The sequence below is a fragment of the Comamonas sp. MYb396 genome, from assembly GCF_037479555.1.
Classification (GTDB): Bacteria; Pseudomonadota; Gammaproteobacteria; order Burkholderiales; family Burkholderiaceae_C; genus Comamonas.
In genome coordinates this window covers 81,163-107,007 of the sequence record NZ_JBBGYU010000009.1, presented here as the reverse complement: position 1 = coordinate 107,007, position 25,845 = coordinate 81,163, and the positions used below count along the sequence as shown (strand labels likewise).

General features: G+C 66.2%; 23 protein-coding genes. 11 read left to right on the top strand and 12 right to left on the bottom strand.

The features are described from left to right. Positions 1 to 50: 50 nt before the first annotated feature. A complete protein-coding gene (locus tag WH265_RS19475; protein WP_027010810.1) occupies positions 51 to 1,298 on the top strand; it encodes a magnesium transporter CorA family protein in 1,248 nt (415 codons plus the stop codon). A gap of 48 nt (positions 1,299 to 1,346) precedes the next feature. Here WH265_RS19475 and WH265_RS19470 read toward each other — a convergent pair whose 3' ends face one another. The 3 genes from WH265_RS19470 to WH265_RS19460 form a co-directional block, all read right to left on the bottom strand. Continuing rightward, a complete protein-coding gene (locus WH265_RS19470) occupies positions 1,347 to 3,398 on the bottom strand; it encodes a bifunctional 2',3'-cyclic-nucleotide 2'-phosphodiesterase/3'-nucleotidase (protein WP_339559390.1) in 2,052 nt (683 codons plus the stop codon). A gap of 145 nt (positions 3,399 to 3,543) precedes the next feature. Beyond that, positions 3,544 to 4,236 (bottom strand): dienelactone hydrolase family protein, encoded by a 693-nt coding sequence (locus WH265_RS19465; RefSeq protein WP_339559389.1) that lies wholly within the window; start codon positions 4,234 to 4,236, stop codon positions 3,544 to 3,546. A 59-nt stretch (positions 4,237 to 4,295) separates the two neighbouring features. After that, positions 4,296 to 5,513 carry an MFS transporter gene (locus WH265_RS19460; protein WP_339521025.1) on the bottom strand — a complete coding sequence of 406 codons (1,218 nt, stop codon included), beginning with the start codon at positions 5,511 to 5,513 and terminating at the stop codon, positions 4,296 to 4,298. A gap of 134 nt (positions 5,514 to 5,647) precedes the next feature. On the opposite strand from WH265_RS19460, the gene WH265_RS19455 reads away from it, so the two are divergent. The 6 genes from WH265_RS19455 (at position 5,648) to WH265_RS19430 (ending at position 11,278) form a co-directional block, all read left to right on the top strand. After that, on the top strand, positions 5,648 to 6,523 hold the full coding sequence (locus WH265_RS19455; RefSeq protein WP_339559388.1) for a helix-turn-helix transcriptional regulator: 876 nt from the start codon (positions 5,648 to 5,650) through the stop codon (positions 6,521 to 6,523). 64 nt (positions 6,524 to 6,587) lie between these two features. Then, positions 6,588 to 7,334 (top strand): SDR family oxidoreductase, encoded by a 747-nt coding sequence (locus tag WH265_RS19450; RefSeq protein WP_339559387.1) that lies wholly within the window; start codon positions 6,588 to 6,590, stop codon positions 7,332 to 7,334. 25 nt (positions 7,335 to 7,359) lie between these two features. After that, positions 7,360 to 8,076: a two-component system response regulator CreB gene (gene creB, locus WH265_RS19445; protein ID WP_339559386.1), complete on the top strand. Its 717-nt coding sequence runs from the start codon at positions 7,360 to 7,362 to the stop codon at positions 8,074 to 8,076. 9 nt (positions 8,077 to 8,085) lie between these two features. After that, the gene (gene creC, locus WH265_RS19440; protein WP_339559385.1) at positions 8,086 to 9,552 is read left to right on the top strand and encodes a two-component system sensor histidine kinase CreC; all 1,467 of its coding nucleotides are present in this window, start codon (positions 8,086 to 8,088) and stop codon (positions 9,550 to 9,552) included. A 110-nt stretch (positions 9,553 to 9,662) separates the two neighbouring features. Then, positions 9,663 to 11,084 (top strand): cell envelope integrity protein CreD, encoded by a 1,422-nt coding sequence (gene creD / locus WH265_RS19435; protein WP_339559383.1) that lies wholly within the window; start codon positions 9,663 to 9,665, stop codon positions 11,082 to 11,084. Then, complete coding sequence (locus WH265_RS19430; protein WP_339559382.1) at positions 11,081 to 11,278, top strand: hypothetical protein; 198 nt, start codon at positions 11,081 to 11,083, stop codon at positions 11,276 to 11,278. The genes creD and WH265_RS19430 overlap by 4 nt, the downstream gene beginning before the upstream one ends. A gap of 70 nt (positions 11,279 to 11,348) precedes the next feature. On the opposite strand, the gene WH265_RS19425 is transcribed toward WH265_RS19430, so the two are convergent. Genes WH265_RS19425 through WH265_RS19405 form a run of 5 tightly spaced genes read right to left on the bottom strand, consistent with a single transcriptional unit; the run spans position 11,349 to position 15,603 of the window. Continuing rightward, positions 11,349 to 11,987 (bottom strand): hypothetical protein, encoded by a 639-nt coding sequence (locus WH265_RS19425; protein ID WP_339559381.1) that lies wholly within the window; start codon positions 11,985 to 11,987, stop codon positions 11,349 to 11,351. Then, positions 11,987 to 12,670: an ABC-type transport auxiliary lipoprotein family protein gene (locus tag WH265_RS19420; protein ID WP_339559380.1), complete on the bottom strand. Its 684-nt coding sequence runs from the start codon at positions 12,668 to 12,670 to the stop codon at positions 11,987 to 11,989. The genes WH265_RS19425 and WH265_RS19420 overlap by 1 nt, the downstream gene beginning before the upstream one ends. Positions 12,671 to 12,680: 10 nt before the next feature. Further along, positions 12,681 to 13,646, bottom strand: a complete 966-nt coding sequence (locus WH265_RS19415; RefSeq protein WP_339559379.1) for an MlaD family protein — start codon at positions 13,644 to 13,646, stop codon at positions 12,681 to 12,683. Positions 13,647 to 13,648: 2 nt separating this feature from the next. Further along, entirely contained in the window at positions 13,649 to 14,476 is an 828-nt protein-coding gene (locus tag WH265_RS19410; RefSeq protein ID WP_339535903.1) for an ABC transporter ATP-binding protein, read from the bottom strand. A gap of 2 nt (positions 14,477 to 14,478) precedes the next feature. Beyond that, positions 14,479 to 15,603 (bottom strand): MlaE family ABC transporter permease, encoded by a 1,125-nt coding sequence (locus tag WH265_RS19405; RefSeq protein WP_021026795.1) that lies wholly within the window; start codon positions 15,601 to 15,603, stop codon positions 14,479 to 14,481. 294 nt (positions 15,604 to 15,897) lie between these two features. On the opposite strand from WH265_RS19405, the gene WH265_RS19400 reads away from it, so the two are divergent. Together WH265_RS19400 and WH265_RS19395 are read left to right on the top strand one after the other, a co-directional pair. Further along, positions 15,898 to 17,580, top strand: coding sequence for a GMC family oxidoreductase (locus WH265_RS19400; RefSeq protein ID WP_339559377.1), 1,683 nt, complete (start codon positions 15,898 to 15,900; stop codon positions 17,578 to 17,580). 521 nt (positions 17,581 to 18,101) lie between these two features. Beyond that, positions 18,102 to 18,860 carry a sulfite exporter TauE/SafE family protein gene (locus tag WH265_RS19395; protein ID WP_312988378.1) on the top strand — a complete coding sequence of 253 codons (759 nt, stop codon included), beginning with the start codon at positions 18,102 to 18,104 and terminating at the stop codon, positions 18,858 to 18,860. A gap of 31 nt (positions 18,861 to 18,891) precedes the next feature. Here WH265_RS19395 and mrdA read toward each other — a convergent pair whose 3' ends face one another. The 4 genes from mrdA to WH265_RS19375 all read right to left on the bottom strand — a co-directional run bounded on the left by mrdA (position 18,892) and on the right by WH265_RS19375 (position 23,695). Continuing rightward, positions 18,892 to 20,844 (bottom strand): penicillin-binding protein 2, encoded by a 1,953-nt coding sequence (mrdA, locus tag WH265_RS19390; protein WP_021026799.1) that lies wholly within the window; start codon positions 20,842 to 20,844, stop codon positions 18,892 to 18,894. A 21-nt stretch (positions 20,845 to 20,865) separates the two neighbouring features. Further along, positions 20,866 to 21,384: a rod shape-determining protein MreD gene (gene mreD / locus WH265_RS19385; RefSeq protein WP_021026800.1), complete on the bottom strand. Its 519-nt coding sequence runs from the start codon at positions 21,382 to 21,384 to the stop codon at positions 20,866 to 20,868. A 37-nt stretch (positions 21,385 to 21,421) separates the two neighbouring features. Beyond that, positions 21,422 to 22,363: a rod shape-determining protein MreC gene (gene mreC, locus WH265_RS19380; protein WP_021026801.1), complete on the bottom strand. Its 942-nt coding sequence runs from the start codon at positions 22,361 to 22,363 to the stop codon at positions 21,422 to 21,424. Between the two features lie 285 nt (positions 22,364 to 22,648). After that, entirely contained in the window at positions 22,649 to 23,695 is a 1,047-nt protein-coding gene (locus tag WH265_RS19375) for a rod shape-determining protein (protein WP_021026802.1), read from the bottom strand. A 212-nt stretch (positions 23,696 to 23,907) separates the two neighbouring features. Here WH265_RS19375 and gatC point away from each other — a divergent pair, with 212 nt between their 5' ends. Both gatC and gatA read left to right on the top strand, forming a co-directional pair. Further along, positions 23,908 to 24,207 carry an Asp-tRNA(Asn)/Glu-tRNA(Gln) amidotransferase subunit GatC gene (gene gatC / locus WH265_RS19370; RefSeq protein WP_116926797.1) on the top strand — a complete coding sequence of 100 codons (300 nt, stop codon included), beginning with the start codon at positions 23,908 to 23,910 and terminating at the stop codon, positions 24,205 to 24,207. A gap of 142 nt (positions 24,208 to 24,349) precedes the next feature. Next, on the top strand, positions 24,350 to 25,825 hold the full coding sequence (gene gatA, locus WH265_RS19365) for an Asp-tRNA(Asn)/Glu-tRNA(Gln) amidotransferase subunit GatA (RefSeq protein WP_339559375.1): 1,476 nt from the start codon (positions 24,350 to 24,352) through the stop codon (positions 25,823 to 25,825). The last annotated feature ends 20 nt before the right edge of the window (positions 25,826 to 25,845 follow it).

Here is a 25,845-nt window from a genome sequence, read left to right as displayed (position 1 = left end):
CTTGCACAGGCCCGTTTTTTTTGCCATGCTGCGCCTGAACCGATCGAGGAATTCCGGTGAGTACACCCAGCAGCATCCGCATCTTTCACATCATCGGCAACGAGGCCAGCGAGCTGGCCGCCGTGCCCTATGAACTCCCCGCCAAGGGCTTTTTGTGGCTGGCCTGCACGCGCGGTTACTTCAGCGAGCAGCTGGGCAGCCTGCAGCTGGCGCTGCAAAAGCTCAGCGGCGCGCCGCTGGTCGATCTGCATGTCTCCGACCTGCTCAATGCCCAGCTCCCCTCCCACTACGACTACACCTCGCAGTACGACCTGCTGGTGATACGGCGCCTGGCCAGCACCCCCTCGCAGGCGGGCACCGCCGCCTTGGCCGCCGCCCGGCGCACCGCCGCTGCCAAGCCCATCAATGAGGCGCCCCACATCAGCACCATCCCGGTCGGCTTTGCCGCCTGGGAGCGGGTGCTGCTGTCGGTACACCCCGAGGACTGCACCGTGCGCGACGCCTATGCCCGGCGCCTGCTGCAGTTTGCCAAGGCCGGCGCGCCCGCCCCGCAGGATGCCAATGCGCCCGACCTGGGCCAGATATCGCATGCCACGCAAGAGCGCCTGGCGCGCGAGGACAAGGCCTTTCGCAACCCCGGCAGCAGCCCCACACCGGGCGGCCTGCAGCCCATCCGCCTGCCCATGTCCCCGGCCGATCTGATGATGCGCGTGGTCAACATCATTGTGGACAACTACCTGGACCTGCGCCGTGAACTCTCGCGCCATCTGGACCAGTGGCAAAGCGCGCTTCTGTCGCCGCGCAAGCGCATTGCCAACTGGCAGGCGCTGCTCGAAGCGCGCCTGTCCCTGCACCAGCTCGACGAGATCTGCGAGGACCAGCGCGCGGCCGTGCAGGACTGGGTCGATGCGCTGGAGACCTGGCCCCAGCCCGAGGCGCCCAGCGCCCAGCGCGAGCTCGAAGCGCTCAAGGTGCGCAGCCGCGATGTGCTCGAACACATCGAGCGCGTGGTGCACCATGTGCGCCGGCTGGAGCAAAGCACCGAGACCGCCGTGCAGATGCATTTTTCGGTCCAGAGCAACCGTGCCAACGACATCATGCGCACGCTCACCACCATCACCGCCATCTTCCTGCCGCTCAACCTGATTGCCGCGATCTTTGGCATGAACTTCGAGTTCATCCCGCTCATCCACAAGGAAGACGGCTTCTGGTGGGCGATGGGCGTGATGGCCTTCATCACCGTGGCGCTGATCGGCTTTTTCTCGTACAAGCGCTACCTGACCCGCACGGGCAGATAGCGCTTGCACGGCCCACCAGCGGCGCATTGCACGCCGTTGCTGGACTACTTACTGGCCCAGATCAATGCGGTAGACCGCGCGCTGTGTGCCCGTGCCGTCATCGGCCTTGTCCAGCGAGACATGGGCCAGGCCCGCAGCATGTGCCACAGGCAACGCATCGGCCGCCGACGTGAACAGAACCTTGCCGGCGGTCGGGGTCTTGGCAAAGCGCCAGCTGTGGGCAGCGCCGTTGGCCGCGCGGGTCACCTGCGGATGCTCCTTGATGTAGGAGATCACCACATCGCGGTTGGCATCGGGCGAGGCGTAGATCGTGGCGCGGCCATCGAGCTCCGGCAGAAAGCTCTTGCCGCTGGTGGCGCGGTAGTTGTTGGTGGCAATCACAAAGTCCTGCGCCGGGTCGATGGGCGCGCCCCTGTACTGCAGATCCACGATGCGGCTGCCGACGGGCTGGGTCACATCGATCTGGTACTGCATATCGGCGGTGGTGAACATGTCGAAGTTGTAGCCCGGGAAGCTGCTGATCAGCCACTGGTCTGCGGTGGCAGCCGGGTCGATGCGGTTGAAGCGCTGGGCAGCGGCCTCCAGCCAGCGCTTGATCTGCGCGCCATTCACCTTCACCGCATAGACGGTGTTGGGGTAGAGGTAGAGGTCGGCCGCGTTGTAGATCGCCAGCGGGCCGGCGGCCACATCGGTGTAGTCCGCACCGCCCTGGAAGCCCGACTTGAAAGGCGCGCTCACCGACAGCACCGGCAGCTGCGCATACTGCGGCAGGTTGGCCTGCACATAGCGCTGCACATAGTCCTGCTGCGCCTGGTTGACCAGCTGGATCGCACCCGGGTCGCCCACATCGGCAAACTGCGTGCCCATGCGAAAGTCCGTCTGGCCCACCGGCGTCTTCACATAGCTGATCGCCGCCTGGTGCTGGCTCTCCACCACCGGTGCAATGCTGCTGTCAACGGCCACATAGCTGGTCTTGCCGGCGGCATCCTTGCCGGTGGTGGTGCTGCGCAGCTCCGACTTGCTCTGCGTCTTGTCCACGCTCCAGGCCTTGCCGTCCCACTTCAGCGCCAGCGCCACCACGCCCAGCGCCTTGCCCCAGCTGCTGGCCATCACCGCCGGCACGCCGTTGATGGTGCCGGCCTTGTTGTCGACACCGGCCATGCTGAATGCCGGTTGCGCGGCCGTATCGGGGAACACGCTGTGCTGGTGGCCCATCACCATCGCGTCGATGCCTGCCACCTTGCTCAGGTAGAGGCCCGGGTTCTCCATGTCGGCACGGTATTCCGAGGCATCCAGGCCGCCGTGCAGCAGCGCCACAACGATGTCGGCGCCCTTGCTGCGCAGCTCGGGCACATACTTTTGCGCCGCCTCGACGGCGCCGGTCACCTGCACCTTGCCTTCCAGATGGCGCTTGTCCCAGCCGAGGATGCCGGGCGTGGTAAAGCCGATCACGCCGATCTTGATGGGCAGCTTGACGGCCTTGCCGTCGCTGTCGGTGCCGCTGATCTCGCGCTCCAGCACCACATAGGGCGACACCAGCGGGGCCTTGGTCTGGCTGCTGATCACATTGGCCAGCGCCATCGGGTAGCCATTGCCCACGCACTTCTTGCTGGCATCGACGCCATCGACCTGGAGGCCGCCACCGAGCACCTGGTTGAGGAAGGGCAGGCCATAGTTGAACTCATGGTTGCCCAAGGTGCCGGCATCGAACTTGAACACGGCCATGGCCTTGTACATCGACAGCTGCTGGTCGCAGGCAATCGGCGCCACCTGCGCCTCGTAGTCGGCCAAGGCGGTGCCCTGGATGGTGTCACCGTTGTCCACCAGCAAGGTGTTGGCGAAGTCGCTGCGCGCCTGGCGGATCAGGGAGGCCGTGCGCTCAAAGCCGTACGAGGGGTCATCGGCCAGCTTGAAGTAGTCATAGCTGCGGATGTTGAAGTGCAGGTCGGTGGTCTCCAGCACCGCCAAGGTGGCGGTCGCCGCTTTGGTGCTGCTGGAGCCGCCACCGCCGCAGGCCGTCAGCATGGCGGCAGCGGCCAGCGCGGCCAAGGGAAGCGGTGCCATCCGCAGGTCGGCGGCACGGAAAAAAGGGGTGCGCATGGTGTTTGTCGTTGAAAGTGAGCGATGCGCGCATCATCTGCAGCCCCTATGACGACGGTGTTACGAGCGGCCCCCGAAAATGCAACAAAGCCTTGCAGGCTCAGAACCTACAAGGCTTGGTGCGGAGCTAGGCGGGAGTGACCGCTCAGCCTACCTGCTTGGCAAAAAAGGCCATGCTGCGCGCCCGTGCGGCGGCAGAAGCCGCTGCATCGTACGAGCCGCGCTGGTCGCAGTTGAAGCCGTGGTCGGCCGCGTAGACATAGACCTCGGCCTCGGGGTGGGCGCTGCGGAACGCATCCACCGACGCCAGCGAGATCCAGTGGTCCTTGTCGCCAAAATGGGCCATCACCGGGCATTGGGGCGTGCGCGCCATCTCCTCAGGCGTGGTCATGCCGCCACCGTAGTAAGGCACTGCAGCCGACAGGCCTTTGAGCTCGCAGGCCGCGCGCCAGGCCAGCAGACCGCCCCAGCAAAAGCCGGTGATGCCGACCTTGCCGCCGCTGCGGCGTGCGCCCTCGTCAATCGCGGCCTGCAGGTCCAGCAGCACGCCAGGGGCCACGGCGGGCGCTTCGGCAGCGGCCTTCAGGGCCACGCCGGCTTGCATGTCGGCCTCGCTATAGCCCAGGTCCACACCGGGCTTGACGCGGGCAAACGTGGCGGGCGCAATTGCCACATAGCCGCTTTGGGCAATGCGGTCCGCCACCGAGCGGATGTGCGAGTTGACACCAAAGATCTCCTGCACCACCACGATGGCGCCGCGCGCTTTGCCTTCAGGCTCGGCGATATAGGCGGGAAACACCTGGCCGTCGGCCGAGGTCAGATCTACAAAATGTCCCATAGCGATCACTCCTTGCTAAACAGATTCGACAGATGCGAGATTCAGGGGGGCCTGGTCGATTATGGCGTTGCGCAGGCCGCTGCCGGTGCCGGACGCGCCAGCATCGTCAGCCAGGCGGCCACCAGCAACAAGGCCAGCCCGCCATAGACCGCCGCCAGGCCCAAGCCGGTCTGCGGGTTCACCAGGTGGATGCCCAAGGACGCGAGCAGCGAGGTCAGCAAAAAGGCCAGACCGCCGGCAATGCCGCCCGACAAGGCAGCGTGTTTGGGGAACATCGACAGCACATTGGCAAAGTGGATATTGAACACCAGGCCTGCTGCCACATGGATGCAAAAGGCGACGGCCGCCATCACTTCCAGCGATGGCCAGGATGCGGGCAGCCAGGTTGTCAGAGCCAGCAGTGCGATGAAACCTGCCATCGCCAACAGCGCGGCCTGGTGTTTGGCCGCCAGCGAGCGCGCCATCGCCGCACGGGCGATCAGGCCGCCGCCCATCCAGGCCAGGCCCATCAGCAGCGCCAGCGACCCTGTCGTGGTGGGCGGGCGGTGGTACACGGTCTCGACGATAAAGGGCGAGGCCATGCTCCAGCCCATCACCATCGCATACGCAGCGCTGACGCAGAGCACGCCGCGCGCAAAGGCGCGATTGCGCATGATCTCCCAGGCCCGGCTGGCCACTTCACGCGGCCGGATGGGCTGGGGCTGGGCGAGGGTCTCGCCGCCGCCCAGCAGCTCCAGCACCAGCGCAACCACCGAGAACACGGCCAGCACCACAAAGTTGGCGCGCCAGCCCCAGTGGGTCTGCACAAAGCCGCCAATAAAAGGCGCGCAGATGGGCCCCAGCGACCAGACCACGGTCATCCAGGTGAGGTAGCGCTGCAGCGCCGGGCCCCGGAACACATCGACAAAAAAGGTGCGCTTGCCGACCACGGCGACGGCGCCCAGCAGGCCTTGCAGCAGGCGCAGCGCGCAGATGACCACGATGTCGTCGCTGACCGCAATGGCCGCACTCGACAGCGCAAACAGGGCCAGCGCCACCATCGTGGGCCGCCAGCGGCCAAATCGGTCCAGCAGCACGCCCACCACCAGCTGGCCCAGGCCATAGCCGGCGATGAACAAGGTCAAGGTCAGCTGGATCTGGGAGGCGGTGCCGCCCAGGCTCTGGGCCATGGCGGGCATCGAAGGCAGGTAGATATCGGTGCCGATGCCCGACAGGGGGATCAGCAAAAAGGCCAGAAAAACGCCGAAAGTGGCGTTGTCAGCAGTGATTCTTCGCATGGGAGTCTGCGCCTGAAAATAAACAGGGCGCCAGTGTGTTATGTTTTTTAGACTGGTACAAGATTCTGCGTAGCCTAGGCTTGGAAGGCCTATACTGCACTGCACCATTGCCGCTACCCTAACCGCCCATGACCATGCTTGCAGCCACCCCCACCCATGCCCCGCCTGCCGTTGCGGCCTCTGTCCCCTCGCAGGAGCTGGGCCACTTTCTGCGTGCCCGGCGCGAGAGCCTGTCGGCCGCGGCCATGGGCCTGGCGCGCCATGGCCGCGTGCGCACCCCGGGCCTGCGGCGCGAAGAGGTCGCCCAGCTCGCCGGCATTGGCGTGACCTGGTACACCAAGCTCGAACAAGGCCGCGAGGTGCAGCCCTCGCGCCAGGCGGTGGAGGCCATTGCCCGGGCGCTGCAATGCAATGACGACGAGCTGCGCCACCTGCTGGTGCTGGCGGGCATCAAGCTCGACCAGCCCGCTGCCAGCGTGCTCGACGCGCCGGGCTGCTTGCACCGGCAGCTGCTCGACAAGATGCTGCCCTACCCCGCTCAGATGCAAAGCGCTGCCTTTGACCTGCTCGACGCCAATGCCGCCTATGAGCGGCTGATGGGCGTATCGCTGCAGCAGCTGCCCGCGCTCGAGCGCAACTGCCTGCACATGAACCTGTTCAACCCGCAGTGGCAGCGCGTGATGCGCCATGAGCCCCAGGCCATCGAGCGCATGGTGGCCATGTTCCGCGCGGCCTACACCCAGCAAAGTGGCGACCCGGCGATAGCCCAGCGGCTGGACTACTTTCTGGCGCAGTCGCCCGTCTTCCGCAACGCCTGGGAGCGCTACCAGGTGCGCAGCCCGGAGAACAACGAAAAGACCTTTGACCACCCTGTTGTCGGCATCCTCCACCTGCGCCAGACCTACTGGTGGTCGGCCCCGCGCAACGGCATGCGCATGGTGGTCTACCTGCCCGTCAGCGACCAGGACGCCGAGGCGCTGGACCGGCTGGCCGCGCTGCCCGCGCCTTGAACGCGACCTGGGCATGCGGCGCAAGCTCGCCTAAGATAGGGCCTCTTTTGTGAGCCTCCATGCCATGACCTCTATCGTCCTTATCACCGGTGCCAGCCGAGGCATCGGTGCCGCCACCGCCGTCCTGGCCGCCCAGCATGGCTGGGATGTGGCCGTGAACTACAGCAGCAATGAAGCTGCGGCCCAGACCGTGGTGCAGGCGGTGCAGGCCCTGGGCCGCCGCGCGCTGGCGGTGCAGGCCGATGTGGCCGACGAGGCCCAGGTGCTGGCGATGTTTGCGCGCGTGGACAGCGAGCTGGGCCGCATCACGGGGCTGGTCAACAACGCCGGCGTGGTGGACCGCGCCCAGCGCCTGCAGGACATGGACATGGCGCGCTGGCGCCGCATGTTCGATACCAATGTGCTGGGCAGCTTTCTCTGCGCCCGCGAAGCGGTGCGCCGCATGAGCACCGCCGAAGGGGGTGCTGGCGGTAGCATCGTCAATGTCTCGAGCCGCGCCGCCTGCCTGGGCTCGGCCCACCAGTATGTGGACTATGCGGCGTCCAAAGCCGCCATCGACACCATGACACTGGGCCTGGCCCATGAGGTGGCCGCGCAAGGCATCCGCGTCAACGGCGTGCGCCCGGGCCTGATCGAGACCGATATCCACGCCAGCGGCGGCCAGCCCGACCGCGTGCAGCGGCTGTCAGCCGGCGTGCCGCTGGGGCGCGGCGGCACCGCAGACGAAATCGCCCAGGCCATCTACTGGCTGATGTCCGAGCACAGCAGCTACTGCACCGGCTCCTTCATCGATGCCGGCGGCGGCCGCTAGGCCACCCGTTCTGACGGAACCCACCATGCGCCCTGCTCCCCATGTTCTGCTGCTGGAAGACGATCCAGCCATTGCCCGCACCGTCTGCTATGCGCTGGAGCGCGATGGCATCGGCTGTACCCACAGTCTCCTGATGGCCGATGCCCGCGCGCAGTGGGCCAGTGGCCGCTTTGATGCGCTGCTGCTCGATGTGGGCCTGCCCGATGGCAATGGCCTGGACTGGTGCCGCCAGCTGCGCGCTGCTGGCTCGCCCGCGCCCATCCTGGTGCTCAGCGCCCGGGGCGAAGAGGTGGACCGGGTACTGGGCCTGGAGCTGGGCGCCGATGACTACCTGAGCAAGCCCTTCAGCCCGCGCGAGCTGGTGGCCCGCACCCGCGCGCTGCTGCGCCGTGCCCAGCAATTTGCGCCGGCGCCCAACCATACCAACAGTACCCCGGCCACCGCCGCCAGCACCGCCTTCCAGGTCGACGAGGCCGGCCAGTGCGTGCGCCTGCAAGGCGTGCTGCTGGACCTGACGCGGCGCGAATTCCAGCTGCTCAGCAGCCTGCTGGCCGCGCAAGGCCGCATCCTCAGCCGCAACCATCTGCTCGATGCCGTCTGGGGCCTGCACAGCGACAGCACCGACCGCACGGTGGACACCCACATCAAGACCCTGCGCGCCAAGCTGCGCACCGTGGTGGCCGACCGCGACTTCATCACCACGCACCGCGGCATGGGCTACAGCCTGCGCGATGGCGACTGAAGGCCGGCCATGCGTCTGGGGATCCGCCTGCTGTTTGCGTTCTTCCTGATCAACGGGCTGGCGGCCTTTTTTGTGCTGCGCGTGTTCATGGCCGAGATCAAGCCCAGCGTGCGCAAGGTGACCGAAGACACGCTGGTCGAGACCGCCTACCTGCTGGCCGCGCAGGCCAGCGATGATCTGGCCTATGGAAAGCTGGGCAGCGACAGCAGCAACAGCCGCTTTGCCCAGCAGGTGCAGGCCGCCTTCCAGCAACCGCTGCGGGTGTGGATCTGGGACACGCGCAAGGCCGCACTCGACCTGCGCGTGACCGTGACCAATGCCCAGGGCCGCGTGCTGTTCGATTCCGCCGGCCAGGATGTGGGGGCCGACTACGCGCGCTGGCGCAATGTGGCGCTCACCTTGCGCGGCGAATACGGCGCCCGCACCTCGCGCGAAGTGGCCACCGACGAGGCCACCAGCGTCATGTATGTCTCCGCGCCCGTCCTGCGGGATGGCGCCATCGTCGGCGTGCTCACCGTCTCCAAGCCAGCCAATGCGGTGCAAAGCATCATCGACAGCAGCGAAAGCAAGATGCTGCGCGGCGGTGTGCTGTTTTTGCTGCTGTCGGCGGCCGTCGGCTTTGCCATCACCTGGTGGCTGGTGGTACAGGTGCGCAAGCTGCGCAGTTATGCCCAGCAGGTGCAGGGCCCCACCTTGCAGGAGGCGCAAGGCAGCCGCATCACCCGCGCGCCCAAGACACCCGAGGTGCCCGATGTCCCCGGCGAGCTGGGTGACCTGGCCCAGGCCATGGATTCGATGCGCCGGCGCCTGGAAGGGCGCGACTACATCGAAGGCTATGTGCGCGCGCTCACGCATGAGCTCAAAAGCCCGGTCGCCGCCATCCGGGGCGCGGGTGAGCTGCTGCAGGACGAGCTGCCCGCCGCCGACCGCGCGATGTTTGCCCAGCAGGTGGTGGACCAGAGCCTGCGCCTGCAAAACCTGATCGACCAGCTGATGCAGCTGAGCCAGCTGGAGCAGCGCAGCGCGCTCGCTACGGCCAGCCAGCACACCAGCCTGCGCGCCTGCGCCGAGCAGGCCATCGCGCAGCTGCAGGCCACCGCCGCGCAAAAAGGCATACCGCTGCTGCTGCAAGGCAATGACAGCCAGGGCGCCTGGGATGCGGCCCTGGTCACGCTGGCGATCAGCAACCTGCTGGCCAATGCGCTGGATTTCTCGCCCGCGCACAGCCAGATCGTGTTGACCTTGGCGCCCCAGCGCCTGAGCGTGCAGGACAGCGGCCCGGGCGTGCCGGCCAGCCTGCTGCCCCGCCTGGGCGAGCGCTTCTTCACCACGCCGCGCCCCAACGGCGAGCGCAGCGGCAGCGGGCTGGGCCTGTCCATCGTGCAGCGCATCATGCTGCTCCATGGCGGCCGGCTGCAGTTTGCCAACACCCAGCCCGGCCTGCGCGCCAGCCTCGATTTCTCGGCCCAGGACTGAGCCCTTCAGCCGCAGGCCGCTGCACTTCACACTGCCTTCACAGACTTCATGCTCGGCTCACCGGGGCCGCTGACACTCGCCGCACCGATACACAGAGCAACGAGGAATGCATGAAAAACAGACTGGTGCAAAAGGCCCTGAGCCTGGCCATCACCATGGCGCTTTTGCTGGTGGCGCTGATGATGATCAGCGATGTGGTGCGCGACCGCATCTACAACCGCGACCGCGCGGTACAAAGCGTGGTCAACAGCACTGCAGGGTCGCAGACCCTGTTTGGCCCGGTGCTGGCCCAGCGCTGCAGCCGTGAAGTCAGCGGCAAGGACAGCGAGGGGCGAGTGGAGACCCGGCTGGTCAGCTTTCAGCGCTATGCGCTGCCCGATGAGATCAGCCACCAGACGCGGGCCGAGATGCAGCCGCGCGCACGCGGCCTCTACCAGGTCAACACTTTCCTCATGCACGACAAGCTGGTCGCCCGCTTTGCGCCCGGCAACCAGCTGCAAGGCAAGCCCGAGGGCGGTGCCGTGCGCCACTGCGATGCGCCGCGCCTGGTCCTGCCGCTCAGCGATCCGCGCGGTATCCGCAGTGCGACTTTGCAGGTCGATGGCAAGCCGCTGCCACTGGAGCCGGGCACCGGCCACGGCGTCTACACCCGGGGCCTGCAGACCAAGCCCCTGACGGCCGCCAGTGGCAACGACAGCAGCGCCATCGAAGTGGTCGTGCTGCTGCAGCTGATGGGCACCGAGCGCCTGGCCTTTGTGCCGCTGGGCGGCACCAACCAGGTCAGCATGCAGGCCGACTGGCCCCATCCCTCGTTTGGTGGCAACTTTCTGCCGCTCAGCCGCGAGATCAGCGACCAGGGCTTCAACGCCAGCTGGAGCATCCCGGCGCTGGCCTCATCGGCGCGCCAGGCCTTTGTGCAGGAGCGCTCGCTGTGCAGTCTGGGCACGCCCGACACCAGCTACCCCTACGCGACCGAAGAAAGCCAGTGCCTGGAGCAGTTCGGCACCAGCTTCATCGACCCGGTCAACCCCTATAGCCTGAGCGACCGCGCCACCAAGTACGGCCTGCTCTTTGTCGTGCTGACCTTTGTCGCCGTCGCCATGTTCGAGGTGCTCAAAAAGCTGCGCGTACACCCGGTGCAGTACCTGCTGGTGGGCTCGGCGCTGTGCATTTTCTTCCTGCTCCTGATCAGCCTGTCCGAGCATCTGGGCTTCAGCCAGGCCTATGCCATTGGCGCGGGCGCCTGCGTTCTGCTGCTGGGCTACTACGCCAGCCACATCCTGGGCAGCCTGCGGCGCGGCCTGCCGTTTGCAGCGCTGATTGCGCTGATGTATGGCCTGTTGTTTGTGCTGCTGCAGCTCGAACAAACCGCGCTGGCTGTTGGCTCGCTCGCGCTGTTTGCCGTGCTGGCGATCGTGATGGTGGCCACGCGCAAGGTCGACTGGTATGCCTTTGGCAAAGGCGATACACCCGAGCCAATTCCCACCCCCGCCCCCAAGACCTTTGCCCCACGCACCCAGGAGAGCGCATGAACACCGACACCCGCATGGAACAGCAGCGCCAGCAATGGCGCCAGGCCCAGCACCAGATGAGCCGCAGCCAGTTGCGCACGCTCCGTGACCAGTGGCTGGAGCGTGGCAGCCAGCTGCCGCTGCAGGCCAATGCCCGGCGCCTGATGTGGCTGCGGCTGCGCTGCTCGCTGTTGCTGGCGCAGCAGCGGTTCTGAACGTCTCGTCACCACCCCAAGCAACAAGGCAGCCCCCGGGCTGCCTTGTTGCTTTTTTAAAAATGAGGGCCTATTTGGCGGGCGATGCGCCGCTGCCCCGGCTGATGGCGCGCAAGCGAGCTTCCGGCGACAGGCCGCGCACGCACTGCACATTGGCATCGCCCAGCAGGCTGTCGCACTTGCGGATGGCGGTGTCCAGATCGGCTTCGCGCTGGCGCTCGGCCTCGCTCTTGGGCGGCGTGAAGATGGACACCTCGCTGGCCGCCTGCTGGTGCGCATCCTGGATGCCGGCTGCGCGCTTTTGCTTGGCCTCGCGCAGGCAGTCCTGCTGCGCGCTCTTGCTGTCCTTGTCGTTGCCGGCATAGCGGGTCTTGCAGTCCTCGACCGCCAGCGCGTGGCGCCGGTCTACCTGGGCGGCCAGGGCCTTGAAGCGGTTGTTGCCGCTGGGGTGGCGCTGCGCCTGCAGCTGGGCAGCGTCCACCGCGTGCTGGCTGTCGGCTTCGACCGTGCAGCGGCGCTGCGCAGCTGATCCAGCGGCCAGGCGCTTGCAATGGGCCAGGGCTTTTTCAGCGCGTGCGTCCAGCTGGGCTACGGCCTCCCGGTAGGCATCGTCGTCCATCTCGGCGGCCAGCAGCGGCACCACCGCCATGGCGCCCAGCACCCAGGCGGCCGACCCGCGCCACAGCGAGCGCCTCCATCCCCCGGGCATCAGCGCTTCTGTTGGCGCAGCCAGGTATCGAGCTGCTGGGCCACCTGATCGGTGGCCGACGCCAGTGCGGCGGCGGCACCGGCCGCGTCGGGGCTGGCGGCGGGCTGCTGGGCCTGGAACACCTGCTGGGCCAGCCAACGCTCCCCCTTGGGGGTGATTTCGCTCAGCGTCGCGCGGATGCGCAGCACGCCCTGGCTCGACTGGGCCGAATCGAAGACCTGGCTGAAATCCACCACCTCGAGGCGCAGCATCGCCGGGTAGCCGGTCTTGCGCAGCAGCTGGGTGGCGCCATCGTCATCGAGCACCACGGCGCGCTGGCCGCTGAGCACATCGCGCATGCGCTGCTGGATCAGCTGCATGGCCGGCAGCACCCAGCTGGCCTGGGTGTAGGGCCGCAGCTCGCGCACATCGGCATAGGCCAGGCGGTAGTAGATGGCAGCGCTGGCATCGGGCACGCCAGCGGCGCGCACATTGGCCAGCACCAGCGGTTCGGCACCGGCGGCAGCCGCGCTGGGAGAGACCGGCGCGGCCGCCGGGCCAAAGTCATAACGGGCGACGGGTTGGGGTTTTTGCGGCAGGGCCGAGCAAGCGGCCAGCACCGCCACCGACGCAGCCACCAGGGCTGCGCGGCCCGCGCCTGGCAGGCGGCGGACCCAGGGCGCACGCAGGGAAGTAGAAATCATGGCATCCATCCTATCGGCCGCTGCCTGCGGCGGCAGGGGCTACAAAACCTGGCTCGCCAGGGCCCGGCAGCGCATTGGAGCTGCCATAAATCAGAGACTGCGGGTTGTTCTTGAACGCATCGGCCGTATCGCCCATGCGGCGTGCGGCCGAGCCCACGTCATGCATGGTGCGGCCCATCGCCGGCAAGGTGCTGCGGTTGAAGTTGTCGGCCGCATCGCTCACCTTCTCGACCGCCTGGCCCATCTGGTCCACCACGCCGCCCTTGGCCGCCAGGCTGCCCACTGCCGTGCTCACGTCATTGGAGGTCTTCTGGATACCCGCCAGTGTCTTGCGCGTATCCTGCGCGATGGCAGGAAGGCTGGCGAGGGCCGGGTCGAGCTTGGTATCGACCGTCACCATCAGGCGCTTGCTCAGCTGCTCCAGGCTCTGCGCTGCCTGGCCCAGGCTCTTCATGCTGTCCACCAGCACCTGCTGGTTGTCCTCGTTGAGCAGGTCGTTGACCTTGCGCGTCGCGTCTTCCACCTGCTGCAAGATGATGGGCCCCTGCTCGGCAATCTGGCCAAACGGTGAGGGCTTGACGCGCAGGCGCGGAATGCCGTCGGGGCCGGGGGGCAACGGCGTGGTCTCGGTGTTGTCGTCATCGAGCTGGATATGGGCGAGGCCCGTGACACCCTGGTAGCCCAGCATCGCGTAGGTGGTTTGCGTGATGGGCGCTTCCGCGTTGACCGCAATGATGATCAGCACCGTGCCGTCGCGGGCCGGGTCGAACTCGATCTTGGTCACGCGGCCCACGGCCACCCCCTTGTAGCGCACCGCTGCCTGCGGCTGCAGGCCGCTGACGGTCTCGCGGGTGGACAGTTCATAGCGGATGTAGTTCGTGTTGTCACGGCCCATCCACAGGCTCAGGAAGATGACCAGCGCCGTGAGCAAGACCACAAACAATCCCGCTGCCAGTGCGTGTGATTTGTTTTCCATAGCTATTCCTTCACCCCACCAAGCGCCACTGGAGCCATTGCACGGCGTCCACGCTCACCCAGGAAGAAATGTTCAATAAAGGGGTGCTTGAACTGCACCACATCGGCCGGTGTGCCCGAGACAATCACCTTTTTTTCGGCCAGCACCGCCACGCGGGTGGACAGTGCAAACAAGGTATCGAGGTCGTGGGTGACCATGACCACGGTCAGCCCCAGCTCGGCATGCAGGTCCTTGAGCAGCGCGCAGAACTCGTCCGAGCTGTTGGGGTCGAGCCCGGCCGTGGGCTCGTCGAGCAGCAAGAGGGGCGGGTCCATGATCAGCGACCGGGCCAGCGCCACGCGCTTGATCATGCCGCCCGACAGGTCAGAGGGCATGCGGGTGGCATGCTCGGGCTTGAGGCCCACCATCTGCAGCTTGACCATGGCCGCATCATGCACCACGGATTTGGGCAGCGTGCCCTGCTCGCTGAGCGGGAACGCGATGTTCTCGAGCACATTGAAGGCCGAGAACAGCGCGCCTTGCTGGAACAGCATGCCGATGCGCGAGGCTGCGCCGCGCAGGCTCAGCTCCTTGACGGGCTGGCCCATCACCAGCACCTCGCCCTTGGCCGGGTGCAGCAGCCCCAGCATCTGGCGCAGCAGCACCGATTTGCCGGTGCCCGAGCCGCCCACCAGGGTCAGGATCTCGCCCCGGTAGACGGACATGTCCAGGTCCTGGTGGATCGCAAAGGCCCGGTCGCCCTGGCCGAACACGGTCCAGAGCTTGCGGATCTCGACCACTTTCTCATCGCTGGTCGGCGCGCTGGGGGGTTGGGAGATGGGATGGCTCATCGCTAGAACCCCACCTTGCGGAACGCGATCGCAAAGATCGCATCGAGCACGATCACCGCGGTGATCGAGATCACCACCGACGAGGTCGTGCCCCGGCCCAGGCTCTGGGTGTTGGGCTCGACCTCCAGCCCCCAGTGGCAGGCAATCAGCGCGATCGCCACCCCAAAGGTGACCGACTTGGCCAGCGCCAGGTAGAGGTTGGCGATATCGACCGCGCCGGGCATGGCCTGCAGAAAATAGGCGGGCGATACGCCCATGGCGGCATCGGCGGCCATCATGCCGCCGACCAGCGCGCAGACCGTGGTCCACATTGACACCAGCGGCATCGCCAGCGCCAGCGCCAGCGCGCGCGGCATCACCAGGCGGTAGCCCTGCGCAATGCCCATGACCTGCATCGCATCGAGTTCTTCGTTGACGCGCATCACGCCGATCTGCGCGGTAATGGCCGAGCCGGTACGGCCGGCTACCAGGATGGCGCCCAGCAAGGGCCCCAGCTCGCGCACCAGCGAGATGCCCAGAATATTGACGATGAAGGCATCGGCACCGAACTGGCGCAGCTGCAGCGACATCAGGTAGGCAAGCACCACGCCAATCAAGAAGCCCACCAGGGCCGTGATCGGCAGCGCGGTGGCACCCATCGCATACAGATGGCCCGATACATCGCGCCAGGGGCCACGCAGCGGGTTCTTGATGAGGCGCAGCACATCGAGCAGCAGCTGCCCCACCATCTCGACCATGCTGCGCACATGGGCCATGAAGCCCAGCAGCACCAGGCCCAGCTGGATCAGCCAGCCCCACCAGTTGACCTTGGTCTCCGGCGGGCAGCCCATCGTCAGCGACGCGACCCGTTCGAGCATCTGGCGCTGCAGCTCGGTGGTCCGCAGCTGCGCGGGCCACTGCTGGCCCCAGTGGTCCCACAGGAGCTGCGCGCCCACATGGTCGAGCCACTGCACCTCGCTCAGGTCCCAGCCCTGCTGGGCGCTGGGCGCGGCGCCATCGAGCTGGCGGCGCAGCTCACGCCACAGCGGGCGCTGGCCCAGCTCTGCCGCACCCCAGCGCCCACGCAGCTGCGCCCAGCGCTGCGTGCCGTCCTGAAGTTGCTGTAGATGAGGGGCTGTATCGTCCATGGGTCCAAAAACAAAGCGTGTCGCCCTGCGCGCACGCCATTCGCACTATAGCCGGTCTGTCACCCAGGCGCACCCAGCGGGCTGGCGATCACAGCGCGTGCCGCTGTAGGAAGGCATCGCCGAGCCGCGCTTGTGCGGCATCTACACCACGCTGGGCGGCCACGGGCAGGCAGTAGGCGCGATGGGTGACAGGGCATTGGTTTTCCCGCTTGGCAAGCCCGGCATACTGCTCACAAACTTGCCGATTCGATGGACCGAGGGAGCCCCATACTCCCAATGAGAAAAAGACCGCACATGCAATCTGGAGACAACACAAGTTTCGACTACATCGTCATCGGGGGAGGCACGGCGGGCGCACTGCTGTGCAACCGCCTCAGCGCCAAGACCCATAACCGGGTGCTGCTGATCGAGGCGGGCCGGCGCGATGACTACCACTGGATCCACATCCCCGTGGGCTACCTGTACTGTATCGGCAACCCGCGCACCGACTGGCTGTACAAGACCGAGCCCGATGCCGGGCTCAACGGCCGCAGCCTGCTCTACCCGCGCGGCAAGACCTTGGGCGGCTGCTCCAGCATCAACGGCATGATCTATATGCGCGGCCAGTCGCGCGACTACGACCACTGGGCCGAGCTGACCGGCGACGCCCGCTGGCGCTGGAATGACACGGTCAACTACTTCAAGCGCCATGAAGACCACTGGCGCCTGGACCAGGAAGGCGAGACCAGCCCCAGCTTTGCGCAGTGGCATGGCAACCGCCGCACCGGCAGCACCGGCGAGTGGCGCGTCGAGAAGCAGCGCCTGCGCTGGGACATTCTGGACGCCTTTGCGCAAGCCGCCCAGCAAGCGGGCATCCCCGCCACCGATGACTTCAACCGGGGCAGCAACGAAGGCGTGGGCTATTTCGAGGTCAACCAAAAGAACGGCTGGCGCTGGAACACCGCCAAGGCCTTTTTGCGCCCCACCTGCTACGGCCGCTCCAATTTCGAGATGTGGACCAATGCCCAGGTCAGCCGCCTGGTGCTCGAGCGCCAGGCCGACGGCCAGCTCGCCTGCACCGGCGTGGAGGTCTGGACCGGCACCGAGATGACCATCGTCAAGGCCGACAAGGAGGTGGTGCTGAGCGCGGGCGCCATCAACTCGCCGCAGATCCTGCAGCTGTCGGGCATCGGCCCCGGCGCCTTGCTGCAGCAGCATGGCATTGCCGTGCAGCATGACCTGCCAGGCGTCGGCGCCAATCTGCAGGACCACCTGCAGATCCGCTCGGTCTTCAAGATCGATGGCGCGCCCACCTTGAACGTGCTGGCCAGCAACCTCTGGGGCAAGGCCCAGATCGGGCTGGAATACCTGCTCAAGCGCAGCGGCCCGATGAGCATGGCGCCCTCGCAGCTGGGCGCCTTCACCCGCAGCAGCGCGAGCCAGCCCCACCCCAATATTCAGTACCACGTGCAGCCACTGTCGCTCGACGCCTTTGGCCAGCCGCTGCACAGTTTTCCGGCCTTCACCGCCAGCGTCTGCAACCTCAACCCCACGAGCCGCGGCACGGTGCAGATCAAGAGCGCAGACTTCCGCACTGCGCCGGCGATTGCGCCCAACTACCTGTCCACCGCCGAGGACCGCCAGGTGGCGGCCGACAGCCTGCGCGTGACCCGCCGCATCGCCGCCCAGCCGGCGCTGGCCAAGTACCAGCCGGTGGAATGGAAGCCCGGCGCGCAGTACCAAAGCGATGAGGATCTGGCACGCCTGGCCGGCGATATCGCCACCACCATCTTCCACCCGGTGGGCACTACCAAGATGGGCGCCGACCACGACCCAATGGCCGTGCTCGACAGCGAGCTGCGCGTGCGCGGCGTGCGCGGTTTGCGTGTGGTCGATGCCGGCGCCATGCCCACCATCACCAGCGGCAACACCAACTCGCCGACCTTGATGCTGGCCGAGCGGGCCTCGGAGTGGATACGCGCCAGCCATGGGCCATGATGGTGCGCCGCAGAGTTTCAGCGCGGTTACAGCGCCCACTGCGCTGACCCTGCCCTCTTCAAGGGCAATCGACCGCCCAGCACGCCCTGAAACGGCAGTTTTGTCTCATTTTTTGCCGTTATGGGGCGGCTGGGCGCAGGAAAGGGGCAGAAATCGGTCGCATCCTGCAATCTGCACCAAATCAGTTACCTTTGGGGTAAATCCCAATGCACCATGCAGGTGCGATGACCTATAGTAGAGGCACTCGAGGCACTGAAACAGTGCTCTGCGAGAGGACCGAGGAGACATCTCTACAATTCGAACATTTATAAAAAGCATCAATAAAAATGAGATGCTCCTTCAAAGCGCCTTCGGGCGCTTTTGTTTTTCTGGCGCCGCATTCGCCGCCGCCCGCCTCGGCACCCGCCGGCCAGCGCATCACGACCTGGCAGCACCGCCCCCTTCTGTTCCGCTGGCAGCGCTGCATTTAGCACCCCTGGTACGGTGCTGCAGCCCACGCGGCGGTGCGACAATCTCGCCCCATGGAATGGATCTTCGTTACCTTCGCGTCGATGTTCGCGGGCTTTGTGGATGCGGTCGTCGGTGGTGGCGGCCTCATTTTGGTGCCCGCACTGTTTGGCGCTTTCCCCTCTGCGCCGCCGGCCACCTTGCTGGGCACCAACAAGAGTGCAGGCGTCTGGGGCACCTTGATCTCGGCGCGCCAGTACGCCAAGCGCGTGGACATGCGCTGGGCCGCCATTGCACCGGCCGCAGGCGCAGGTTTTGTCGCCTCGCTGCTGGGGGCCTGGGCCGTCACCGTGGTCGATCCCAGCATGCTGCGCAAGGCCTTGCCGGTCATCCTGGTTGCCGTGCTGGCCTACACCTTGTACAAAAAGCAGCTGGGCCAGACGCATGCGCCGCGTTACAGCGGCCGCACCGAAGCCTGGGTGGCCTCGGCCATTGGGGCCACCATTGGCTTCTACGACGGCTTCTTTGGCCCGGGTACCGGCAGCTTCTTCGTCTTCCTGATGGTGCGCTGGCTGGGCTATGACTTTCTGAATGCCTCGGCGAGCGCCAAGATCCTCAATATCGCCACCAATATCGCGGCGCTGATCCTGTTCACCGCCAAGGGCCATGTCTGGTGGCACTTTGCCATTCCGCTGGCCGCAGCCAACATCCTGGGCAGCATGCTGGGCACCTGGATGGCCTTGAAAAAAGGCTCGGGCTTTGTGCGCGGCATGTTCATCGTCGTCGTGGCGGCGCTGATCCTCAAGACCGGCTACGACGCGTTCTTGCGCTAGAACCCGGCACTCAGCGCGAAGGCCGCCATCGTTATTGCCCCGGCTCGGCGGCCGGCTTGAGCTGGATATCTTCGACCCTGCGCGGCGTGCCCATCGGCGCGCGGCCGTCGCCGCGCTGCATCGCAGCCATGTCGGCCTCGCTCGGGTACTCGCCCATCAACCAGTAATCGATGATGCGACGGGCAATGGGCGCGGCCGAGCCGGCACCAAAACCGGCATTCTCGACAATCACGCCGACAGCGATCTTGGGGTCTTCGGCCGGTGCAAAGGCGATGTACAGCGCATGGTCGCGCTGGCGCTCGGCCAGGCGCGCGGCATTGTACTTTTCCTTCTGGCCGATGCTGATGGCCTGGGCCGTGCCGGTCTTGCCGCCGGCCGTGTAGCGGGCCGTGCCAAAGGAGCCGCGCCCGGTGCCGCCCGTCACCACCGACACCATGCCGCGCTTGACCGCCTCGATATTGCTTTGCTTGTAGCCCAGGTTCACGGGCGGGGGCTGCTCGATGGGGCGGCGCTCGCCGGTGACCGGGTCAATCAGCGAGCGGCCCACATGCGGCACCCGGCTGTTGCCGTTGTCCAGGATCGTCGCCAGCGCATGGGTCAGCTGCAGGATGGTGAAGTTGTTGTAGCCCTGGCCAATGCCCAGCGAAATGGTCTCGCCCGCATACCAGCGCTTTTGCTCGGGGCGCTTGTAGGTGTCGCGCTTCCAGGTGGTGCTGGGCAGCACGCCACGCACCTCACCGGGCAGGTCGATGCCGGTGATCTGGCCAAAGCCCAGCGGTTTCATGAAATCATGGATCGCGTCGACCCCCATCTCATTGGCCAGCGTGTAGAAATACACGTTGCTCGAGTGCTGGATCGCGCGGTTCAGATCGACCGGGCCCAGCGCATGGCCCGAGCGGAAGGTATGGCCGCCAAAGGTCCAGCTGCCGCCGTCCTGGATGATGGTCGAGGGCGTGCGCTTGCCCGTCTCCAGCCCCGCCAGGCCCATGAAGGGCTTGTAGGTGGAGCCGGTGGGGTAGGTGCCGCGCATCGCCCGGTTGAGCAAGGGGCGGTCGATGGATTCGTTGAGCGCCTTCCAGCTTTCCTGGTCAATGCCTTCGACAAAGATATTGGGGTCGTAGGTGGGCTTGCTGACCATGGCCAGCAGCTCGCCGCTGCGCGGGTCGATCGCCACGGCCACGCCCCGGCGCTCGCCATACAGGTCCTCGACCATCTTCTGCAGCTTGATGTCCACCGACAGCACGACGCTCTCGCCGGGAGTGGCCGGGGAGCTGTCGAGCTTGCGCACCGCATGGCCGCCGGCCGAGGTCTCCATGCGCTCCACACCGGTGTGGCCATGCAGCTCTTTTTCGTAGCTGGCTTCGACACCGGTCTTGCCGATGTACTCGGTGCCCCGGTAGTTGGCCGCTTCGTCGGAGTCGTCGATGCGCTCCTTCTCACGCTGGTTGATGCGGCCGATATAGCCGATCAGGTGGGCACCGGTCTCGCCCATCGGGTAGGAGCGAAACAGCCGCGCCTTCACATCCACACCGGGAAAGCGGTAGCGCTGGGCGGCGAACTTGGCCACTTCCTGGTCGGTCAGGCGCGAGCGGATCGGCAGCGAGTCGAAGTTGCGCGAATCCTCGCGCAGGCGCTTGAAGCGGCGCCGGTCACGCGGCGTGATCTCGATCAGCTGGGACAGCGCATCGATGGTCTCTTCGACATCGCCCACCTTGTAGGGCGTGATCTCCAGCGTGTAGGCCGAGTAGTTGGTGGCCAGCAGCACGCCATTGCGGTCATAGATCTGGCCCCGGTTGGGCACGATGGGCACCACCGCCGTGCGGTTGCTCTCGGCCTGCGCCAGCAGATCATCATGGCGCTCGACCTGCAGCACATACAGGCGCGAGAGCAGAATGCCAAAGCACAGCACCACCACCAGACCGATGACGACCACCCGCAGCCGAAAGCGGCTGAAGGCACGGTCTGAATTCTGGATCTCGGTCATGGTCTGCGCACAGGCCCCCGCTTACAAAGGGCGGTTCTCGTCATCGTCGGGCGGCTGGCGCTGGGGCAGCTGCAGCAGCCAGCTCACCAGCGGCCACAGCACCACGCACCACAGCCCGGGCGTCAAAAAGCCCCAGCCCGGAAAACTGCCGCGCAGCAACATGCGCAGCAGCATCAGTACCACATCGGAGGCGAGGAACAGCGGCATCACCTGCACCGCCTGGGCCATCACGCTCAGCCAGGTGATGCGCTGGCGCAGCAGCGCCACGCCATACAGCACGGCCGAATACACCAGCGCATGCAGGCCCAGCAGGGACGACTGGTGCACATCCATGCACAGGCCCAGCACAAAGGCCCAGCCCATGCCGATCTTGCCGGGCTCATGCACGCCCCAGTAGACCAGCACCAGCAGCAGCACATCGGGCAGCCACAGCGCACGGCCCAGCGGCAGCATGTTGATCATCAGCGCCAGCACCAGGGTCAGCGCAATAAAGCCCGGGGGGACAGGGAGCAGCAAGGGCTGCCCACGCGGCATGATCATCGCTGCACTCCTGGAGGTTGGTTCATGGTGACGGGCATCATCCGCGCTTGCCCTTGCGGGGGGTCGATGCCGGCCCTTCCTGGGTCTTGGTCTCCACCGGCGGGCGTGGCGGCAGCGCGTCTTCGGGCAGCGGATTGATAACCATCACAAACTGCGTGCCAAACATCTGCGCCAGCGGCTCGCAGTAAACGCGCGAGAACGGCGAATCGGCACGGCGCTCGATCTTGACGATGCGCGCCACCGGCAGGCCGGGCGCATAGACGCCATCGACACCGCTGGTGGTCAGCAGATCGCCTTCCTGGATATCGGCATTGCTGGGCATGAAGCGCAGCTCCATGCCGCCGCCGTAGGCATTGGTCGGGTCGCCATAGGCCACGGCCCGGGCGCCGGTGCGCGGGTTGAGCACGGGGATGGCCTGCTCGCGGTCGGTGAGCAAGGTAACCTCGGCCGACATCGGAAACACCCGGGTCACCTGGCCGAGCACGCCCAGCTCGTCCATCACCGGCGAGCCGCGGGCAATGCCGGCGACCTCGCCCTTGTCGATCACGACCCGGCGGTTGAAGGCGTCCGCCGTCTCGTACACCACCTGGGCAGCGCGCCCCTCGGTCTTGAGGCGGGGCACCAGGTTGAGCAGCTGGCGCAGGCGCTGGTTCTCATGGTCCAGGGTCTCGACCAGGTTGGCGCGGTGCGTCAGTGCGATGGCGTTTTTCTCGGCCACCACGGCCGCTGCCTGCGCGGTATGCAGGTCTTCAAAATACCTGGCTCCGCCCTGGGCCAGCAGCACCGGCTGCAGCATCACCCATTGCATCGGGAACAGCACGGTGGCGACGGCCTTGCGCAGCGGCTCGGTGAGCTTGAAGCGAACGTCGGCCACCATCAGGAACACGGCCAGCGCCACGCACAGCGCCAGGCGCACATTGGCGCTGGGCCCCTGGGGTCGGAAGGTCGGTATACCGCCGGAGAAGACGTTGCGTGCCATGCGGTGGCCTCAGCAGAACCGGGCCCTGCGCCCTGCGCCTGGTCCGGGCGCGTGCCGCCCCGCCGCTCGGCGGTCAGCACGGTGGACAAGGGACAGGAGCAAGGACATCAGAGAAAAGCGAAAAAGCAGAAGCGGGCGCATGGCGGCGGGCCCATCAGCCAGACCTTGTGCACACCGCCAGTGGCAAGCGGGCCGCAAAGCGCAATGGCGGGCCGGCAGCGGGCTATGGGTTGCATAGTCGCTGACGCTCGCCATTATTGCGTATCCGCGCGGAGGGCGCCCGGGTTATTCGCTGGTGAAGATGGTCACGCCCTTGCGGTCGAGGGTATCGAGGGCGATACCGCAGCCGCGCACCACGCAGGTCAGTGGCTCCTCGGCAACCAGCACCGGCAGGCCGGTTTCTTCGGCCAGCAGGCGGTCCAGGTCGCGCAGCAAGGCGCCGCCACCGGTCAGCATCATGCCGCGGTCGGCAATGTCGGCACCCAGCTCGGGCGGGGTTTGCTCCAGTGCGTTCTTCACGGCGGACACGATCTGGTTGAGCGGCTCGGTCAGCGCTTCGAGCACCTCGTTGGAGCTGATGGTGAAGCTGCGTGGCACGCCTTCGGAGAGGTTGCGGCCCTTGACTTCGATTTCCTTGACTTCGGAGCCTGGGAACGCAGAGCCAATGCTCTTCTTGATCAGCTCGGCCGTGGGCTCGCCGATCATCATGCCGTAGTTGCGGCGGATGTAGTTGATGATGGATTCGTCGAACTTGTCACCGCCCACGCGCACACTGCCCTTGTAGACCATGCCGCCCAGCGAGATCACGCCCACCTCGGTGGTACCGCCACCAATGTCGACCACCATCGAGCCCGAGGCCTCGGACACCGGCAGGCCGGCGCCGATACCGGCAGCCATCGGCTCTTCGATCAGCTCCACCTGGGTGGCGCCGGCCTTGAGCGCGGCGTCCTTGATCGCGCGGCGCTCGACCTGGGTCGAGCCGCAGGGCACGCAGATGATGATGCGGGGGCTGGGCGAGAGCAAGGTGCGGGGGTGCACCATCTTGATGAACTGCTTGATCATCTGCTCGGTGATCAAAAAGTCGGCAATCACCCCGTCCTTCATCGGGCGGATGGCTTCGATATTGCCGGGCACCTTGCCCAGCATGGCCTTGGCTTCGCGGCCTACGGCCTGGATGACCTTGCGGCCATGGGTGCCGCCTTCATGGCGAATCGCAACCACGGAGGGCTCATCGAGCACAATCCCTTTGTCGCGTGCAAAAATCAAGGTGTTGGCCGTGCCCAGGTCGATGGCCAGGTCGGTGGAAAAGTAGCGACGGAACGCTCCGAACATGCAAGTTTCCTCTAGGGCATGGATCGCGCTTCGGCGCTCCATCGCCCTTCATTGGTGTGTGGTGAGATGACAGAAGGGTTTTTGATGCGCAATGACCGACGTTGCCGCGTTATTGCGTCAAAGACGGGATAATACCCCATCCCCTGTGAATAACTTACAGGGCAACGCTTTCCGGCCCCGTTTTTTTACGACTGGTTTACATACGACTATCTATGGCCCTGACAAAAGATGACATTGCCCGCATCGCCAACCTGGCGCGGCTCGAATTATCCGGCTCCGAGAGTGAGCGCATGCTCTCGCAGATGAATAACTTTTTCGGCATTGTGGAGAAGATGCAGGCTGTGGATACCTCCGGTGTCATGCCCCTGTCACACCCCGTGGCCGCGATCCAGGAAATCAGCCTGCGCCTGCGCGATGACGTCATCAGCGAACCCAATAACCGGGAGGCCAACCAGCGCAGTGCCCCTGCCGTGGAAAAAGGCTATTTCCTGGTGCCCAAGGTGATTGAGTAATTCACAGCATCTTCAGGCCTGGCGGGCCCTGGCAACAACCGGCCCCCGGCCGTGGTGGCAGCAGCACGCAGCACCACGCCCTTGAGACCGGCGCCCTGCGCCCTTTCCCATTCACCGAGATCGCCAAGATCGCGAGATTTGCATGAGCATCCCTACCGAATTGCATGACTTGAGCGTGGCCCAGTTGGCCGCCAAGCTCAAAAGCCGCGAAGTGTCCTCCGTCGAGGCCGCCCAGCATTTTCTGACCCGCGCCAAGACCCACCAGGATCTGGGTGCCTACATCCACATCAACGAAGAAGTGACGCTGGCCCAGGCCCGCACCGCCGATGCCGCCATTGCAGCGGGCACGGCCGGCAAGCTCGCCGGTGTGCCGATGGGCCACAAGGACCTGTTCGTCACCCAGGACTTCCCCACCACCGCAGGCAGCAAGATGCTGGCCGGCTACCAGTCGCCGTTTGACGCCACCATGGTGAGCAAGCTGGCAGCTGCTGGCGCCGTCACGCTGGGCAAGCTGAACATGGACGAGTTCGCGATGGGCTCGGCCAACGAGAACAGCGCCATCAGCCCGGTGCGCAACCCCTGGGACACCAGCCGGGTGCCCGGCGGCTCGTCCGGCGGCTCGGCAGCCGCCGTGGCCGCGCGCCTGGCGCCTGCGGCGACCGGCAGCGATACCGGCGGCTCGATCCGCCAGCCCGCGTCGTTCTGCGGCATCACCGGCATCAAGCCCACCTATGGGCGCGCCAGCCGCTACGGCATGATCGCCTTCGCCTCCAGCCTGGACCAGGCCGGCCCGATGGCGCGCACCGCCGAAGACTGCGCGCTGCTGCTGAGCGAAATGTGCGGCCCCGACCTGGACCGCGACTCCACCAGCCTCGACCACCCGGCCGAGGACTTCACAGCCCACCTGAACGACTCGCTGGCCGGCCTGCGCATCGGCGTGCCCGCCGAGTTCTTTGGTGATGGCCTGAGCAGCGATGTGCGCGCCGCCGTCGATGCGGCGTTGAAGGAATACGAAAAGCTGGGCGCCAAGCTGGTGCCGATCAGCCTGCCACGCACCGAGCTGTCCATCCCCGTCTACTACATCATCGCGCCGGCCGAGGCCTCGTCCAACCTCTCGCGCTTTGATGGCGTGAAGTTTGGCCACCGCGCCAAGGACTACGGCGACCTGGTGGACATGTACAAGAAGACCCGCGCCGAAGGCTTTGGCGACGAGGTCAAGCGCCGCATCATGACCGGCGCCTATGTGCTCTCGCACGGCTACTACGACGCCTACTACCTGCAGGCGCAAAAGATCCGCCGCATGATTGCCGACGACTTCCAGACCGCCTTCCAGGACTGCGACCTGATCGCCGGCCCCGCTGCGCCCACCGTGGCCTGGGCGCTGGGTGGCAAGAGCGACCCGCTCGCCAACTACCTGGCCGATATCTACACCCTGCCCGCGTCGCTGGCCGGCCTGCCTGGCCTGTCCGTGCCCGCCGGCTTTGGCGAAGGCGGCATGCCCGTGGGCCTGCAGCTGATCGGCAACTACTTTGGCGAAGCCAAGCTCTTGAACGCCGCCCACCAGCTGCAGCAAGCCACCGACCACCACCTGCGCCAGCCCACCGGCATCGCGAAGTAACGCAGGGAGGAACACAGAAC